The organism is Stenotrophomonas koreensis (assembly GCF_001431525.1).
Classification (GTDB): Bacteria; Pseudomonadota; Gammaproteobacteria; order Xanthomonadales; family Xanthomonadaceae; genus Stenotrophomonas; species Stenotrophomonas koreensis.
Genome location: NZ_LDJH01000005.1, coordinates 135,332 through 151,439, shown reverse-complemented (window position 1 = coordinate 151,439; position 16,108 = coordinate 135,332). Strand labels below are relative to the sequence as shown.

Sequence of the window (16,108 nt, the reverse complement as noted above, 5' to 3'; positions counted from 1 at the left end):
CATCATCCAGGCGGCGCAGGGCCGGCAATGACACGGAATACAGGGGCGTGTGGAGCATCAGCGGACAACCGCCGCTTATTCAGGCGCAAAGAATTCGTTGCCGTCGATATCCACCAGCTCCAGCGCACGCCCGCCACCGCGGGCCACGCAGGTCAACGGATCATCGGCCACCTGCACATGCAGGCCGGTTTCCTCGCTGATCAGGCGGTCCAGGTCGCGCAGCAGCGCGCCACCACCGGTGAGCACGATGCCGCGCTCGGCGACGTCGGCGCACAGCTCCGGCGGGGTCTGCTCCAGTGCCAGCTTGACCGCCGAGACGATCCCCGACAGCGGCTCGTGCAGGGCCTCGAGCACCTCGTTGGAGTTGATCTTGATCATCTTCGGCACGCCCTCGGCGAGGTTGCGGCCGGAGATCTCCAGCTCCTTGACCTCGGCCTGCGGGTAGGCACAGCCCAGCTCGACCTTGATCCGCTCGGCGGTGGCCTCGCCGATCAGCATGCCGTGGTTGCGGCGCACGTAGTTGGTGATCGACTCATCGAAACGGTCACCACCAATGCGCACCGAGGCCGAGTAGACGATGCCGTTGAGCGAGATCACCGCCACCTCGGTGGTGCCGCCGCCGATATCGATGACCATCGAGCCACGTGCCTCGGACACCGGCAGGCCGGCACCGATCGCGGCGGCCATCGGCTCCTCGATCAGGTAGACATCACGCGCACCGGCTTCTTCGGCCGATTCCTTGATCGCGCGACGCTCGACCTGGGTCGAGCCGGCCGGCACGCAGACCAGCACGCGCGGGCTCGGACGCAGCACACGCGACTTGTGCACCTTCTTTATGAAGTGCTTGAGCATCGCCTCGGTATAGGTGAAGTCGGCAATGACGCCATCCTTCATCGGCCGGATCGTGGTGATGTTGCCCGGGGTACGGCCGAGCATCTGCTTGGCTTCGGCACCGACGGCGGCCACCGAGCGGGTGCCACCGATGGCACGATCCTGGCGTACGGCCACCACGGACGGCTCATTGAGCACGATCCCCTGGCCACGCACGTAGATGAGGGTGTTGGCCGTGCCCAGGTCGATGGACAGGTCATTGGAAAACATGCCGCGCAGTTTCTTGAACATTCGGGGAGATGGTCCTGGAGGGCATCGCGCCCGCGCCCGGAGCGGGCGTAGAAAACGGGCGGAAATCTAAGGCCGACAAGCCTAACAACCCACCTCTGGGCGAGCAAGGCGGATCGCTGCACAAGCCCGGGGCTGCGCCCATTCAGACAAACCGCCGACATCGCCGGTTCAGACCCCGCTTCTGGTTCTATGCCGCCGCACGCGCTAATCTATGCCCCCCACGGCGCCATTGGGCGCCCGTCTGCGTGCGCCTGTGCGACAGGCCCCATCCCCATACACCCGAAAGGCTTTATCCGATGTCCGCTCTGATCTGTGGTTCCCTCGCCTTTGACACCATCATGGTGTTCCCGGACCAGTTCAAGAACCACATCCTGCCGGACAAGGTGCACATCCTGAATGTGTCGTTCCTGGTGCCGGCCATGCGTCGCGAATTCGGCGGCTGCGCCGGCAACATTGCCTACAACCTGAAGCTGCTGGGTGGCAACCCGGTGCCAATGGCCACCGTCGGCCAGGATTTCGGCCCCTACCGTGAGCACTTCGCGCAATGCGGCATCGACATGTCGCAGCTGAAGGTGATCGATGACATGTTCACCCCGCAGGCCTTCATCACCACCGACCACGACAACAACCAGATCACCGCCTTCCACCCGGGCGCGATGGCCAGGTCGTACGAGAACCACGTGCGTGACGTGCCCGGCGTGACCATCGGCATCGTCTCGCCGGACGGCCGCGAGGGCATGATCCAGAACGCGGCCGAATTCCGCGAATGCGGCATCCCCTTCATCTTCGACCCCGGCCAGGCGATGCCGCTGTTCAACGGCCCGGAGCTGCGTGATTTCATCGAGCAGGCCGACTTTGTCGTGGTCAACGACTACGAGTCGAACCTGCTGCAGCAGCGCACCGGCTGGGACGAAAAGCAGATCGTCTCGCGGGTCAAGGCCTACATCACCACCAAGGGCCCGAAGGGTGCGGTCATCCACACCCCGGAAAAGAGCTACGACATCCCGCCGGCGCACGAACGCCGTGTCACCGACCCGACCGGCTGCGGCGATGCTTTCCGCGCCGGCCTGCTGTTCGGCATCGAAAACGGCTACGACTGGCTGACCATCGGCCGCATGGGCAACCTGATGGGTGCGCTGAAGGTCGAGCATCCGGGCACCCAGAACCAGTGCTTTGATTTCGCCCAGTTCAATGAGGAATTCAAGCAGCAATTCGGCTATTCGCTGTAATTTCCTGCTAGAATCCCGCTCCTTGTTTGGCGCTTTGCGCGCAGGCAGGAGCGCGCAGCGCTCACGTAGCTCAGTCGGTAGAGCACCTCCTTGGTAAGGAGGAGGTCGAAGGTTCGATTCCTTTCGTGAGCACCATGCGCACCCGGGCACTCCATGCTCACGTAGCTCAGTCGGTAGAGCACCTCCTTGGTAAGGAGGAGGTCGAAGGTTCGATTCCTTTCGTGAGCACCATGCACACCCGGGCACTCATGCTCACGTAGCTCAGTCGGTAGAGCACCTCCTTGGTAAGGAGGAGGTCGAAGGTTCGATTCCTTTCGTGAGCACCATCGCGGGCAACTGGCGCCGCTTGCGCCGGCGCGGCATGACTGCACAGCATGCCTGCACCCGGAAAACCCGCTGGAATTTCGACCCGGGCGTGCCGTGGCCGCATACTGCGGCCATTGACTGACCTCAAAGGGGCCGCATGCAGTTGTTTTCCCGCAGCCGTCAGCCTGGCACCGGCACGCTGCTGCTGTTCAGTGCCAGCCTCTTCGGCGCCTGCCTGCTGGGCATCTTCAGCCGTCCGGACAACCTGCTGGCAGTGATCTGGCCGGCCAATGCCCTGCTGCTGGGCTGGCTGTTGCGGCAACGCCGGCTGGCTGGCGTACTCGGCTGGAGCTGCGCCGCACTGGCGTACCTCGCCGCCGACCTGGTCACCGGCAGCAGCGTGGAACTCACCGTGCACATGGCGGCGGCCAACCTGGCCGGGGTCGCCGTTGGCTACACCCTGCTGCGCCACAGCCCGCATTTCAACCGCCTGCTGCTGGGCCCGGCTTCGGTATTGATGCTGCTGCTGGCCAGCCTGAGCGCGGCATGGACCTCTGCGCTGGTGGCCATGCCTGCCACCACGTTCCTGCTCGATGCCAGCCATGGCCAGGCGCTGCTGTATTGGTTTTCCGCCGAACTGGTCTGGTACATGGCACTGCTGCCAGCGATCCTGCTGACCAGTTCAAGGCAGAGCCTGCTGCCACCAGCCGCTCCGCGCTTCTGGCGCTGGGCACCGCTGCTTGCCCTGGCAGCCAGTGCGCTGCTGGCAATGTGGGCAGACGGTGCCGGCGCACTGGCATTTACCCTGCCGGCGCTGCTGTGGTGCGCGCTGCGCTATCGGCAAGGCCTGGCAGCCCTGTGCCTGCTGATCACCAGCATCGGCACGCTGTACGCCGTGGCCATCGGCCTGCTGGAGCTGGGATCCGTGGATCCGGAGCTGGGCGACATCGTTTCCCTGCGCACCGGCGTGGCCCTGCTGGCCGTGCCCGTGCTTCTGGTCTCGGCAATGAATGCCTCGCGCGAACGCATGCTCAAGGCACTGCACCATGCGGCCGCACATGACGGCCTGACCGGGCTGCTGAGCCGTGCCGGCTTTTTCAGCCAGCTGCCCACGCTGCTGCAGGACACCGGCCACAGCATCGGCACCTTGATGCTGGACATCGACCTGTTCAAGCAGATCAATGACCACCACGGCCATGCCGCCGGTGACCTGGTGCTGCGCGAAGTAGCGCAACGGCTGCGCACCAGCCTGCCCGATGGCGCCCTGCTGGGCCGCCTCGGCGGCGAGGAGTTTGCGGTGGTGTTGCCGGCGGCGGATCTGGCCAGCAGCCGGCAGGTGGCCGAGCAGCTGCGCCAGCGCATCGATGAAGAACCCTTCGTGCTGCTGCCCGGCCTGCCGCCGCTGGCCGTCAGCGTGTCCATCGGCGTGGCCGCACTGGGCGAGGATGACGAGCGCCATGTCGATACCGCGCTGCACCCCGCCGACCAGGCGCTGCAGCGCGCCAAGAACAGCGGACGCAACCGGGTGGTGGTGGCGCCCTGAGCGGCCGGGGTCAGTTCCAGCGTGCCGGCAGGGTGGTGGTATCCAGCCCCTTGGTCTCGAACACCGCAGTGCGGGTGCCGCCGGCCTTGACCGGGAATTCGATGCTCAGGCGCCCCGCTCCGGCTGCGCTTTTCCACAGCTGCCGGTGGTCGGTGATGAACATCGCAATCGCCTCGTCGGTGTCCGGGCGCCAGGCAGCCATCGAACGCACCGGGCCATCGTCGACCTGGACCTTGACCTGGCAGCCACCGGGGCAGCGGAAATCACCAGCCTGCAGCACCAGGTAGGCATGCTGCTTCCATTGCGGATGGTCGCGGAACACCAGCTGCACCGGCTTGGCGCCGCTGCCATCCACATCCACCGGCTGCATGGCGTAGATGGCGGCTGACTTCTGCAGGCCACTGCCTGCAGCCACCTGGTTGTAATGCCACAGCGCGCGCAGGCGGCGCAGCTCGCGCGCGGCCTCGGCCTTGAGCCGCACCTCGTCCATGCGCGGGGCCACCGCGGCGGCGGCGGCAGTATCGGGGTACTGGTCAGCCAGCGAGACCCCCTGCAGACGCGCCCGGTCCCAATCCCCGGCACTGACCGCCTGTTCGAAATGGCCGGCAATCACCGCCGCCTCCTGCTCCTTGCGCGCGTTTTCTGCCGCCGCTGCCGCCTGCTGCCGGGCACGCTCGGCCTCGGGGTCCGAGCACCCCAGCAGAACGGAAGTACACAACAGGGCCGACAGGGTCATCGTTTTCATCGCACAGCGCACTCACGGACAAAGGTTGCTGCAGTGTAGCCAGCGCAGGCGTTCATGCCAGCGTCGCCGACTGCTGCTCCAGCTCGGCCAGGCGGCTGCTCATGGACTGCGCATGCAGCAACAGCCGGCCCAGGTTGACCCGGGTACCGGCGGCAATCAGCAGCACATGGTCCTTGCCGGCCCCGGTGAGCAGCATCGTGCCGTTGGCGCCGTTGAGAATCACCTGGTTCAACGCTCCCAGCGCCACCTCGCGACTGGCGGCCGCCGACAGCGCCAGCAGCGAGGCACTCATCGCCCCGACCCGGTCCTGGTTGCCGTTGTCAAACAGGGCGGTGACCACCTGGCCTGCACGATCCACCCAGGCCAGCGCCTGGATGTTGGGCTCACTGCCCTGCAACTGGCGCAGGATGGCCCGCGCGGATTTTTCCATTGCCGGATTCAACATCTCCCCTCTCCTTGGCATTGCCGCCGTTACTGCATGACCACGCCTGCGCCGGCCTGCCCCAGCCAGCGATGCAGGGCCGGCTCGGGCTGGCGAACGCTGACTTCCAGCAGCGCGGTCACCACCTGCAGCAGCTGCACCACACTGGCGCGCTGGCGCGCATCCACCGGCAGGATCGGCGGCCGGCACTGATGGCAGGGACAGGCTGCCGCCGAATCCAGATGCAGGTCCACTGCCCGGTTCTGCACATGGGTCACGCCGACCACGATCGGCACCGAACGCCCCTGCGCGGCCATCAGCTGGTGTACCTGGCCCAGGTAGAAATCCAGCTCCGCCTGCGCCTGTGGCCCGGCATGCACCAGCACCACCACGGCCTGCGCCTGCAGCAGCAGGATTTCCCACATGTAATCAAAACGCTGCTGGCCGGGCGCGCCCTGCAGGCGCAGGCGGTCGCCCTGGCCCAGCTCGAGCACGCCCATGTCCAAGGCAACGGTGGTGGTCGGCTTGCTCTGCGGCCCACCCTCGTAATAGGCAACTTCCGTATCCAGGCAGTCGATATCACTGACCGCAGCAATGGCCGTGGTCTTGCCCGAACCCACCGCGCCCATGAAGGCAATATTCCATTCCATCGATCCGCCTCCTGACCTAGTGCTGCCCCAGCCCGGCCAGCCGCCGCCACAGCCGCACAATGAACGACCCGGCCGGCGTGGTCGGCGTCGGATCGCTGGCAGCTGGCGCCACCGCGGCCGCCTCGCCCAGCACCCCCGGCGCAATCGCCTGCAGGCAGCCCTGCCGCCACAGCAGCAGCAGTATCTGCTGGCACAGCGCCGGTTCCATCCCGAGCAACTGACCGACCAGAAAGCCCGCACTCTGGCGCCGGCTCAGCAACGCGCAGACCCGTGCGGTATTGCCCCAGCCCAGTGTTTCCGGCACCCCGGCCGGGTCGGGCCAGCGGATCAGGTAGAGCAGCTGTGGCCGCAACAGCGACCACTGGCCGGCCTCATCGGTGCCCGCTGGCGCCACCAGCCCCCCGGGCAAGCCATGCTCGGGCCCACACAACTGCCAGGCCCCCGGCCTGATCTGCCCATACGCGCCGGTTGGCGCAGCCTCAGCCCTCATCACAACCACCCCAGACAAGAATCCTCTCTTTGCCCATCTGCCGCCCAACCGCCCCCGATGGCTGCAGCAAAGCTTGTCATTAATAGATGACGTTATTCACCCGAGTTTCACACAAAAGACCATCCGTTGCAGCGTCCACCAACACACGTATTGTCCTGGAAACAACAACGGCGGGCCGTGCGGCCCGCCGTTGCAACCAGCCGCAGTGCTGGCAAGCGCCTCAGTCGGCCGGCCGGGCCTGCGCCAGCAACGCCGCCACCGAGCTGGTGGTGATCGGGTGGTAACCGGCACGCGCCCGCTCGAAACTGGCCGTGGCCGCTTCCAGACCGGCCGAGGTTTTTACCAGCTCGGCGTAGATCGGCATGATCAGCTTGCGCCGGCCGACCTTCTCGATGAAGGCCTGCGCCTGCGGCAGCGCCTGGCTGTAACCACTGCGGATGGCCAGCGGGTACCAGCGCATGGCGATTTCACCGTTGCTGGTACCGGAGAACTGGTACGCCTGGTCCAGCTGCGCCAGCAGCGCCACGTCCTGGGTCTGGCCCAGGCCGGTAATGAAATGCACCCACTCCTGGGTGACCCAGTTGGCGGTGATTTCCTTGCTCGGCAGCTGGCCACTGCCCTGCAGCGCGATCCGTGCACTGTCGACGATGGCAAAGTTGCGCGACACCGCCTTCGGTGCGCTGGCCGGAATGCCGGGCTGGTTGATCCACTCATCCAGCTCCTGCGCGGTGACCGCATGCGGGTATTTGGCCAGCAGCTCGCTGTTGAGGTAGGCCAGGAAGGTGTCGGTATCGGTGCTGCCAAAGGCATGGCTGTCAAACCAGCCGCGCAGGAAGGTATCGAACGCCGCGCGACCGACGCGCTGCTCCAGGAACTGCAGGAACCAGGCGCCCTTGTCATAGGCCACGCTGGACAGCGCTTCGTCGGGGTCCAGCTCACCGAGCGGGGCCAGCGCCAGCCGCTGCTGTGCGCTCGGCGTGGTCTGCATTTCCTCGCGCAGGCCGGCCTGGTCGATCATCCGCTCCATCTCGGCCATTTCCTTGCCGTAGACCTCCTCGATGATGCGGCTCTGCACATAGCTGGTGAAACCCTCGTTGAGCCAGATGTCCTTCCAGCTGGAGTTGGTCACCAGGTTGCCCGACCAGCTGTGCGCCAGCTCATGGGCAATCAGCGAGACCAGCGACTTGTCGCCGGTGATCACGGTGGGCGTGGCAAAGGTCAGCCGCGGATTTTCCATCCCGCCAAACGGGAAGGACGGCGGCAGCACCAGCATGTCGTAGCGGCCCCAGCGGTACTCGCCGTAAAGCTTTTCACTGGCCACGATCATCTTCTCGGTGTCCTCGAACTCGGCCGCCGCCTTGTCGACCATGGTCGGCTCGGCCCAGATGCCCGAACGCGCCGACACCGGCTTGAACACCAGGTCACCGGCGGCGATGGCCAGCAGGTAGGACGGGATCGGCTGCGGCATGGTGAACTCGTACACACCGTCACGCACCGCTGCCGGGTCGTTGTCCGCGCTCATCAGCACCATCACGTCCGGGCGCGAGGCCACCTTGGCGCTGTAGGTGAAACGCACGCCCGGGGTGTCCTGCAGTGGCACCCAGGAGCGACCATGGATCGCCTGCGACTGGCTGAACATGAAAGGCAGCTTCCCGCCTTCGGTCATCGATGGCTCCAGCCACTGCAGGCCCGAAGCGGTCGGTGCGGTGGCATAGGTAATGCGTACGGTCTGCGGCTGGCTGATCGCGGTGATGGTCAGCTTGCTGCCGAACACCTTGTCGGCAGGCGCCAGCGCAAACGCCAGCTCGCTGGCACTGCCGTCTGCGGCAATCGCCTCGACCTTGCTGATGTTCAGCTCGCGCGTATCCAGCACCAGCGCATCGGCATCGGGCTGCTTCCAGTCCAGGGTATAGGTGGCGGTACCGCTGATCTGCCGGGCATCAAAATCCAGCTTCAGGTCCAGCGCCAGATCGGTGATCACCACCTTTTCCGGCTGCGCATAGGAGCTTTCGTCGTGGCTGCGTGCCGTACTCATGGCTGCCTGGCTGCTGGCGGCGGCCGGCGCGGCCGGTGCGCTGGTCGATTCACTGCAGCCGGCAGTGCCCAGCACCAGGGCAATGGCCAGCGGCAGGATCAGGGACGTAGAACGCATGGGTCAACCCAACTTGTGGAAAACCCCAAGTGTAGCGTCCCGTGCCGGGCCAAATAACAACGGGCCCGATCCGCAGGCCCGCTGCTGACAACCCGGCGCCGCTACAGCGCCTTACAGCTTGTAGCCGGAATGGATGGCGCAGATGCCGGCCGACAGGTTCTTGTAGTGGCAGCGCTCGAAACCGGCGCCGGCCATCATCGCCTTGAGCTCTTCCTGCGGCGGATGCTTGCGGATGCTTTCGGCCAGGTACTGGTAGCTGTCGCCGTCACCATGGGCAAACAGCTTGCCCAGCCTGGGCAGTACCTTGAACGAATGGAAGTCGTAGATCGGCTTGAACCACTCGGCGGTGACTTCGGAAAACTCCAGCACCCGCGCCTGTCCGCCGGGCTTGAGCACGCGGTACATCTCCGCCAGCGCCTTGTCCTTGTCGGTGACATTGCGCAGGCCGAAGGCAATGGTCACCAGGTCAAAGCTGGCATCCGGGAACGGCAAGGCCTCGGCATTGAGCTGGACGTAATCCAGGCCGAACACCAGCCCGCGGTTGAGCAGGCGGTCGCGGCCGACGGTGAGCATGCCGGCGTTGATATCGCCCAGCACGATGTAGCCGTCCTTGCCGACCCGGTCCTTGAGCAGCGCGGCAATGTCGCCGGTGCCGCCGGCCAGGTCGAGCACGCGATCACCGGGCTTGACCTGTGCGGTAGCGACAAAATAGCGCTTCCACGCACGGTGGATGCCCAGGCTCATCAGGTCGTTCATCAGGTCGTACTTGCCGGCGACCGAGGTGAACACTTCTGCGACCAGCTTCTGCTTGTCCTTGGCCGCAACATCACGGAAACCGAAGTGGGTGGTACCGCTTTCGTAGGGGGATTGGCTCATGGGGGGATTATCGCACTGCAGGCCGGCCCGTGGGCCGCGAGATGGCAGTGATAGCACAGCGCAGGCAAACCGTGCTGCAACAGCGGCGGCGCAATCGGGCACACTTGCCGCCAGACCTCTGAAGGATTGGCACATGATCACCACCCCCGACTACCGCGCCCTGCTGGAAACGGCGATCGACCAGGCCCGCATCGGTCTGGCCGAGGGCGGGATTCCGATTGGCGCGGCGCTGTATCACAACGATGGCCGGCTGCTGGGCTGCGGCCACAACCGTCGTGTGCAGGAAGGCGACCCGTCCATCCACGGCGAGACCGATGCCTTCCGCAAGGCCGGCCGCCAGCGCTCCTACCGCGACACCATCATGGTCACCACCCTGGCCCCGTGCTGGTACTGCTCCGGGTTGGTGCGCCAGTTCAACATCGGCACCGTGGTGGTGGGCGAGTCGGTCACCTTTGCCGGCGGCATCGACTGGCTGCGCGAGGCCGGGGTCAAGGTCATCGACCTGGCCGATGAGCGCTGCATCGAGATGATGGAGCGCTTCACCACCGCCCACCCGGCGCTGTGGAACGAGGACATCGGCGAGGACTGACCACGGCCGGCGCCCTGCAACACAAAAGGCCGCCCTTGCAGGCGGCCTTTTTCCTTGCATGAACCCGGCGTGGTTACGGCGTGGTGCCGGCCGTTTCCACCCAGCCCCCACCCAGCGCCTTGTACAGGCTGATCCGGTTGGCCTGTTCGGCCAGCTGCACCGCCACCAGCCCCTGGCGGGCCGAATACAGGCTGCGACGCGCATCGAGCAGGACCAGGAAGCTGTCCATGCCGGCGTCATAACGCGCCTGGGACAGGTCGTGGGCCTGCTGCGCGGCAGCCACCAGCGCTTCCAGCGCCGTGCGCTGTTCGGCCAGCGTCTGGCTCAGGGCCAGCGCGTCGGCCACCTCGCGGAATCCGGCCTGGATCGCCTTCTCATAGTTGGCCAGGGCAATGTCGCGCTCGGCCGTGGCCATGCCCAGGTTGGCGCGCAGCCTGCCGCCCTGGAAGATCGGCAGGCTGACCTGCGGCATGAAGCTCCACACCCGGGTGCCGGACTCGAACAGGCCCGACAGCTCGCCACTGGCACTACCGATGGCGCCGGTCAGCCGGATCGACGGGAAGAACGCCGCCCGCGCCGCACCGATATTGGCGTTGGCACCGCGCAGGCTGTGCTCGGCGGCCATCACGTCCGGACGCCGCAGCAGCACTTCCGAAGGCAGGCCCGCCGGCAGTGCGGCCACGCCACTGCTGCCGATGTCCAGCCGGGTCGGCAGCAGCGAGCTGTCCACCGGCTGGCCCACCAGCAACGCCAGCGCATTGCGTCCCTGGGCCACCTGGCCGCTGTAGCGGGCCACATCGGCGCGTGCCGATTCGACCAGGGTGCGGGTCTGGTTGAGCTGCAGGGCCGAGGTCGCACCCAGATCGAACATCTTCTGGCTCAGCGCCAACGATTCCTCGTAGCTGGCCAGGGTGTCGCGGGCAATGGCCAGCGCCTGCTCGTCAGCGCCCAGGGCCAGCCAGCTGCCGGCTACCTGGGCAATCAGCGCCAGCTGTGCCGCGCGCTGGTTCTGTTCGGTGGCCAGGTACCCCTGCAGCGCCGCCTGGCTGAGGTTGCGCACGCGGCCGAACAGGTCCAGCTCGAACGCGGCCACGCCCAGGTTGACGCTGTACTGCTCGCTGACCGGCACATCGCCGCCGATGCGTTCCATCTGCCCGGTCACGCCCAGCGCCGGCAGGCGGTCGGCGCGCACGATGCGGTACTGGGCCTGGGCGCGCTCGACGTTGAGCACGGCCACCCGCAGGTCACGGTTGTTTTCCAGCGCCTGGGCTACCACCTGCTCAAGGCGCTCATCGGCAAAGAAGTCGCGCCAGCCGACATCGGCCACTGCCACTGCATCGGCCACCGGCACCTTGCCCTGCTCGGGCATCGGCCAGCTGACCGGAATATCGGCCTGGGCCGCCGGCAGCCGCGGCTCGAGCATCGCGCAGCCGCTGCCGGCCAAGGCCAGGGCCGCCGCCAGTGCGGTGATCTTGAACTTAGTCATGGCTGGCGTCCTTCTGCTTGCGGTTGAACATGCGGTTGATCACGACAAAGAACAGCGGGATGAAGAACACGCCCAGCGCGGTGCCCAGGATCATGCCACCCAGCACGCCGGTACCGATGGCGCGCTGGGCACCGGAACCGGCACCGGAAGCAATCGCCAGCGGCAGCACACCCAGGCCGAAAGCCAGCGAGGTCATGATGATCGGACGCAGACGGTCACGTACCGCATGCATCGTCGCCTCGATCACGCCCGCTCCCTTCTCCAGGTTTTCCTTGGCGAACTCCACGATCAGGATCGCGTTCTTGGAGGTCAGGCCAACGGTGGTCAGCATCGCCACCTGGAAGTAGATGTCGCGCTCCATGCCACGCAGGGTATTGGCCAGCACCGCGCCAAGGATGCCCAACGGCGCCACCAGCAGCACCGCGGTGGGCACCGTCCAGCTTTCATACAGCGCGGCCAGACACAGGAACACGATCAGCAGCGACAGCGCGTACAGCAGCGGGGTCTGGTTGCCGGCCGCACGCTCCTGGTAGGACAGTGCGGTCCATTCGATCGCAAAGCCCGGCGGCAACTGGCTGGCCAGCTTCTCGATCTCGTCCATGGCATCGCCCGAGGCCACGCCGGGCGCCGGTTCACCCTGGATCTCCACCGCACTGACGCCGTTGTAGCGCTCCAGACGCGGTGAACCGTAGTCCCAGTGGTAGGTGGCAAAGGAGCTGAACGGCACCATCTGCCCGGCATTGTTCTTCACCGACCACAGCTGGAAGTCTTCCGGGGTCATGCGGAAATCCTTGTCCGCCTGCACGAACACCCGCTTGACCCGGCCACGGTCGATGAAGTCATCGATGTAGCTCGAACCCCAGGCCGCCGACAGCGTGCTGTTGATCGCCGCCATGCTCAGGCCATGCGCGCCAGCCTTGGCCGGATCGATATCCAGACGCAGCTGCGGGGTATCTTCCTGGCCATTGGGACGCACATTGGCCAGCAGCGGGCTCTGTCCGGCCATTCCCAGCAGCTGGTTGCGGGCATTGAGCAGCGCCTCGTGGCCCTGGCCGGTCATGTCCTTCAGGAAGAAACTGTAACCACTGCCGATACCCAGCTCCGGCATCGCCGGCGGCGGGAAGGCAAAGATGAAGGCGTCCTTGATCTGCATCAGCGCGCCCATCGCGCGGCCGGCTACCGCGCCGACCTGCTGGTCGGCATCCGGGCGCTGTTCCCAGTCCTTGAGCTTGATGAAGGCCATACCGGCGTTCTGGCCCATGCCGGAGAAGCTGAAGCCCTGCACCGAGAACACCGACTCCACCAGCTCCGCTTCGTTCTCCAGGAAATGGTTTTCCAGCTTGGCGATCGATTCCAGCGTGCGCTCCTGGGTGGCGCCCACCGGGGTGGAGACCAGCGCCATCAGGATGCCCTGGTCCTCATTGGGCAGGAACGAGCTGGGCAGGCGCACGAACAGCACGCCCATCACCACCGCCAGCGCAGCGAACACCGCCATGAAGCGGCCCGGGCGTGCCAGGATCCCGCGCACACCGCGCTGGTACTTGCCCGAAGTGTTGTCAAAGCTGCGGTTGAACCAGCCAAAGAAACGGCCGGCCAGACCCGTGTGTTTCACATGATGCTCGCCCTTGGGCAACGGCTTGAGCATGGTTGCGCACAGCGCCGGGGTCAGCACGATGGCCACCAGTACCGAGAGCAGCATCGCCGAGACGATGGTGGCCGAGAACTGGCGATAGATCACACCGGTGGAGCCGTCCATGAAGGCCATCGGCACGAACACCGCCGACAGCACCAGGCCGATACCGACCAGCGCGCCGGTGATCTGCTCCATCGACTTGCGTGTGGCCTCCAGCGGCGACAGGCCTTCCTCGGCCATGATGCGCTCGACGTTTTCCACCACCACGATCGCATCGTCCACCAGCAGGCCGATCGCCAGCACCATCGCGAACATGGTCAGCATGTTGATCGAGAAGCCCAGCGCAGCCAGCACACCGAAGGTACCCAGCAGCACCACCGGTACCGCGATGGTCGGGATCAGGGTCGCGCGGAAGTTCTGCAGGAACAGGTACATCACCAGGAACACCAGCACGATCGCCTCGATCAGGGTCTTGACCACGCCCTTGATCGACACCTTCACGAACGGGGTGGTGTCATACGGCACCACCGCCTTCAAGCCGGCCGGAAAGTCTTTTTCCAGCTCGGCCAGGGTGGCCTTGACGCCCTCGGCGGTATCCAGTGCGTTGGCACCGGTGGCCAGGGTGATGGCAATACCGGTGGACGGCTTGCCGTTGTAACGGGTGACGAAATCGTAGGTTTCCGCACCCAGCTCCACCCGGGCCACATCGCCCAGGCGCAGCTGGCCACCATCGGCGGTGCTGCGCACCACGATGTCACGGAACTGCTCGGGGGTCTGCAGCCGCTCCTGGGCGTTGATGGTCGCGTTGAGCTGCTGGCCCTCGACCGACGGCGCGCCGCCGAGCTGGCCAATGGCCACCTGGGCATTCTGTGCCCGCACCGCAGCGACCACTTCATCCACCGACAACCGGTAGGTGTGCAGCTTGCCCGGGTCCAGCCAGATGCGCATGGCGTACTTGCCACCGAACACCTGGATGTTGCCCACGCCCGGCACCCGGCTCATCGGGTCGACAATCGTCGAGCCGACATAGTCGGCAATGTCATTGGCGTTCATCGAACCGTCTTCGGAGACAAAGCCCACCACCTGCAGGAAGCTGCTGGAGGACTTGGCCACGTTGACACCCTGCTGCTGCACCGCCTGCGGCAGCAGCGGCATCGCCAGCTGCAGCTTGTTCTGCACCTGCACCTGGGCAATGTCCGGGTCGGTGCCGCTGGCAAAGGTCAGGGTAATGGTGGCCATGCCGTTGGCCGCGCTGTTGGAGGAGAAATACAGCAGGCCATCCAGGCCTTTCATGTTCTGCTCGATGATCTGGGTCACCGAGTCTTCCACCACCTTGGCCGACGCACCCGGGTAGGTGGCGCGGATTTCAACAGCTGGCGGAGCCACTTCCGGGTACATCGAGATCGGCAGGCGCAGCAGCGAGAGCAGGCCGGCAAGCATGATGATGATCGCGATCACCCACGCAAAGATGGGGCGATCAATAAAGAAACGTGCCATGGGATTCTCCGCTTACTTCGCGTCGGCCGGGGCGGCGGTCGGCGCGGCAGCTGCAGCGGCCGGCTGGGCACCCTTTTCGGTGGCGTTGACCGGCATCCCCGGGCCGATCTTCTGCAGGCCTTCGACAATGACCTTGTCGCCGGCAGCCAGGCCGCCCTCGACCAGCCACTTGTCGCCAACCGTCTGGCTGACCTGGATCGGCCGCACTGCGACCTTGCCTTCGGCATCCACCACCATCGCACTGGTAGCGCCCTTGGGATCACGCTGCACGCCCTGCATCGGCACCAGCAACGCCTGCTCGCGGGTCGCCGTGCCCACCACGGCGCGCACATACATCCCCGGCATCAGCACGCCCTCGGGGTTGTCCACCTTGATCCGCAGGCCAAAGCTGCCGGTCGCCGGGTCGACACTGACTTCGGAAAACTCCAGCACGCCATCATGGTTGAACGTGCTGCCATCCTCGAGCAGGATCTTGACCGGCATCTGGTTGTTGGCCTGCAGTTTGCCCGCCGCCAGTTCACGGCGCAGCTGCATCAGCTCGGCGGCCGACTGGGTCAGGTCAACATAGATCGGATCAAGCTGGTTCACCGTGGCCAGCGCATCGGCCTGGTTGGCGGTCACCAGCGCACCCTGGGTCACCGAGGACTTGCCGATCCGGCCACTGATCGGCGCGGTGATCCGTGCGTAGCCCAGGGTCACATTGGCCTGCTGCAACGCTGCGCGCGCGCTGGCCAGATCTGCCTCGGCCGTCTTCAACGCGGCCTGCGCGTTTTCATTCTCCTGGGCGCTGACCGCATTGACCTGCGCCAGCTCGCTGATGCGGCGTGCCGCCAGCCGTGCCTGCTCGGCATTGGCCGTGGCGCGCTGCACCTGGGCCTGGGCACTGGCAGCCATCGCCCGGTAGCTGGCGTCCTCGATCTGGTACAGCACCTGCCCGGCCTTGACCTCGGTTCCTTCGGTGAACAACCGGCGGGCAATGATGCCGCTGACCTGCGGACGGACTTCAGCCACCAGGTAGGCGGAGGTGCGCCCGGGAAGCTCGCGGCTCAGATTGACGGTCTCGGGCTTGAGGGTCACTACCGTGACCTGGCCGGGGCCCTGCTGCGGACCGCCCTGCTCGGCTCCACCACAGGCGGCAAGCGCCGCGGCAAGTGCCAGGGACAGGACAACGGTGCGAAAACGTGGAGGCAACATGAGAAAAATGCTCGCAAGGGGAAATTGGGCATGTCGCGGGCACAATGCCAAAAAATGACCATGTGCCCAGTGAAACCAAGTGGTTCCGGGGTCTGGGGAAAACCTCCCCCCACCCCTGCTGGGACAAGTGCGTCAGTATACATACATGCATGACTGTTTGTTACAGAGTAGACTC

13 protein-coding genes and 3 tRNA genes are annotated in these 16,108 nt (G+C 65.8%); 6 read left to right on the top strand and 10 right to left on the bottom strand.

Annotated features, from left to right (window positions below; translation table 11 throughout):
* Positions 1-75: 75 nt before the first annotated feature.
* Complete coding sequence (locus ABB25_RS02210) at positions 76-1,122, bottom strand: rod shape-determining protein (protein WP_057637081.1); 1,047 nt, start codon at positions 1,120-1,122, stop codon at positions 76-78.
* Between the two features lie 296 nt (positions 1,123-1,418).
* Between ABB25_RS02210 and ABB25_RS02205 the strand changes: the two genes are divergently transcribed.
* The 5 genes from ABB25_RS02205 (at position 1,419) to ABB25_RS02185 (ending at position 4,200) form a co-directional block, all read left to right on the top strand.
* The gene (locus tag ABB25_RS02205; protein WP_057663100.1) at positions 1,419-2,351 is read left to right on the top strand and encodes a carbohydrate kinase family protein; all 933 of its coding nucleotides are present in this window, start codon (positions 1,419-1,421) and stop codon (positions 2,349-2,351) included.
* A gap of 59 nt (positions 2,352-2,410) precedes the next feature.
* Positions 2,411-2,486: transfer RNA gene (locus ABB25_RS02200), tRNA-Thr, on the top strand.
* A gap of 20 nt (positions 2,487-2,506) precedes the next feature.
* Positions 2,507-2,582, top strand: a tRNA-Thr gene (locus ABB25_RS02195).
* Positions 2,583-2,601: 19 nt separating this feature from the next.
* A tRNA-Thr gene (locus ABB25_RS02190) sits at positions 2,602-2,677 on the top strand.
* A 137-nt stretch (positions 2,678-2,814) separates the two neighbouring features.
* The gene (locus ABB25_RS02185; protein ID WP_057663096.1) at positions 2,815-4,200 is read left to right on the top strand and encodes a GGDEF domain-containing protein; all 1,386 of its coding nucleotides are present in this window, start codon (positions 2,815-2,817) and stop codon (positions 4,198-4,200) included.
* Positions 4,201-4,210: 10 nt separating this feature from the next.
* Here ABB25_RS02185 and ABB25_RS02180 read toward each other — a convergent pair whose 3' ends face one another.
* The 6 genes from ABB25_RS02180 to ubiE all read right to left on the bottom strand — a co-directional run bounded on the left by ABB25_RS02180 (position 4,211) and on the right by ubiE (position 9,534).
* Positions 4,211-4,945, bottom strand: a complete 735-nt coding sequence (locus ABB25_RS02180) for a hypothetical protein (RefSeq protein ID WP_057663093.1) — start codon at positions 4,943-4,945, stop codon at positions 4,211-4,213.
* A 52-nt stretch (positions 4,946-4,997) separates the two neighbouring features.
* Complete coding sequence (locus tag ABB25_RS02175) at positions 4,998-5,390, bottom strand: roadblock/LC7 domain-containing protein (RefSeq protein WP_160319399.1); 393 nt, start codon at positions 5,388-5,390, stop codon at positions 4,998-5,000.
* 26 nt (positions 5,391-5,416) lie between these two features.
* On the bottom strand, positions 5,417-6,016 hold the full coding sequence (locus ABB25_RS02170; RefSeq protein ID WP_152980926.1) for a GTP-binding protein: 600 nt from the start codon (positions 6,014-6,016) through the stop codon (positions 5,417-5,419).
* Between the two features lie 16 nt (positions 6,017-6,032).
* Complete coding sequence (locus ABB25_RS02165; RefSeq protein WP_057663082.1) at positions 6,033-6,425, bottom strand: hypothetical protein; 393 nt, start codon at positions 6,423-6,425, stop codon at positions 6,033-6,035.
* Between the two features lie 301 nt (positions 6,426-6,726).
* On the bottom strand, positions 6,727-8,658 hold the full coding sequence (locus tag ABB25_RS02160; protein WP_057663077.1) for a M1 family metallopeptidase: 1,932 nt from the start codon (positions 8,656-8,658) through the stop codon (positions 6,727-6,729).
* A 111-nt stretch (positions 8,659-8,769) separates the two neighbouring features.
* Entirely contained in the window at positions 8,770-9,534 is a 765-nt protein-coding gene (gene ubiE / locus ABB25_RS02155; protein ID WP_057663074.1) for a bifunctional demethylmenaquinone methyltransferase/2-methoxy-6-polyprenyl-1,4-benzoquinol methylase UbiE, read from the bottom strand.
* A 133-nt stretch (positions 9,535-9,667) separates the two neighbouring features.
* Between ubiE and ABB25_RS02150 the strand changes: the two genes are divergently transcribed.
* Positions 9,668-10,123, top strand: a complete 456-nt coding sequence (locus ABB25_RS02150) for a nucleoside deaminase (protein WP_057663071.1) — start codon at positions 9,668-9,670, stop codon at positions 10,121-10,123.
* A 73-nt stretch (positions 10,124-10,196) separates the two neighbouring features.
* On the opposite strand, the gene ABB25_RS02145 is transcribed toward ABB25_RS02150, so the two are convergent.
* Genes ABB25_RS02145 through ABB25_RS02135 form a run of 3 tightly spaced genes read right to left on the bottom strand, consistent with a single transcriptional unit; the run spans position 10,197 to position 15,933 of the window.
* On the bottom strand, positions 10,197-11,609 hold the full coding sequence (locus tag ABB25_RS02145; RefSeq protein WP_057663068.1) for an efflux transporter outer membrane subunit: 1,413 nt from the start codon (positions 11,607-11,609) through the stop codon (positions 10,197-10,199).
* Positions 11,602-14,739, bottom strand: a complete 3,138-nt coding sequence (gene smeE / locus ABB25_RS02140) for a multidrug efflux RND transporter permease subunit SmeE (protein WP_057663064.1) — start codon at positions 14,737-14,739, stop codon at positions 11,602-11,604. Before smeE ends, ABB25_RS02145 begins: the two co-directional genes overlap by 8 nt.
* 12 nt (positions 14,740-14,751) lie before the next feature.
* Complete coding sequence (locus ABB25_RS02135; protein ID WP_057663061.1) at positions 14,752-15,933, bottom strand: efflux RND transporter periplasmic adaptor subunit; 1,182 nt, start codon at positions 15,931-15,933, stop codon at positions 14,752-14,754.
* Positions 15,934-16,108: the final 175 nt, after the last annotated feature.

Coding starts and splice junctions, on each gene's coding strand:
- ABB25_RS02150 (WP_057663071.1), top strand. CDS start 9,668: ATGATCACCACCCCCGACTACCGCGCCCTGCTGGAAACGGCGATCGAC.
- ubiE (WP_057663074.1), bottom strand. CDS start 9,534: ATGAGCCAATCCCCCTACGAAAGCGGTACCACCCACTTCGGTTTCCGT.
- ABB25_RS02185 (WP_057663096.1), top strand. CDS start 2,815: ATGCAGTTGTTTTCCCGCAGCCGTCAGCCTGGCACCGGCACGCTGCTG.
- ABB25_RS02160 (WP_057663077.1), bottom strand. CDS start 8,658: ATGCGTTCTACGTCCCTGATCCTGCCGCTGGCCATTGCCCTGGTGCTG.
- ABB25_RS02145 (WP_057663068.1), bottom strand. CDS start 11,609: ATGACTAAGTTCAAGATCACCGCACTGGCGGCGGCCCTGGCCTTGGCC.
- ABB25_RS02205 (WP_057663100.1), top strand. CDS start 1,419: ATGTCCGCTCTGATCTGTGGTTCCCTCGCCTTTGACACCATCATGGTG.
- ABB25_RS02210 (WP_057637081.1), bottom strand. CDS start 1,122: ATGTTCAAGAAACTGCGCGGCATGTTTTCCAATGACCTGTCCATCGAC.
- smeE (WP_057663064.1), bottom strand. CDS start 14,739: ATGGCACGTTTCTTTATTGATCGCCCCATCTTTGCGTGGGTGATCGCG.
- ABB25_RS02180 (WP_057663093.1), bottom strand. CDS start 4,945: ATGAAAACGATGACCCTGTCGGCCCTGTTGTGTACTTCCGTTCTGCTG.
- ABB25_RS02135 (WP_057663061.1), bottom strand. CDS start 15,933: ATGTTGCCTCCACGTTTTCGCACCGTTGTCCTGTCCCTGGCACTTGCC.
- ABB25_RS02170 (WP_152980926.1), bottom strand. CDS start 6,016: ATGGAATGGAATATTGCCTTCATGGGCGCGGTGGGTTCGGGCAAGACC.
- ABB25_RS02175 (WP_160319399.1), bottom strand. CDS start 5,390: ATGTTGAATCCGGCAATGGAAAAATCCGCGCGGGCCATCCTGCGCCAG.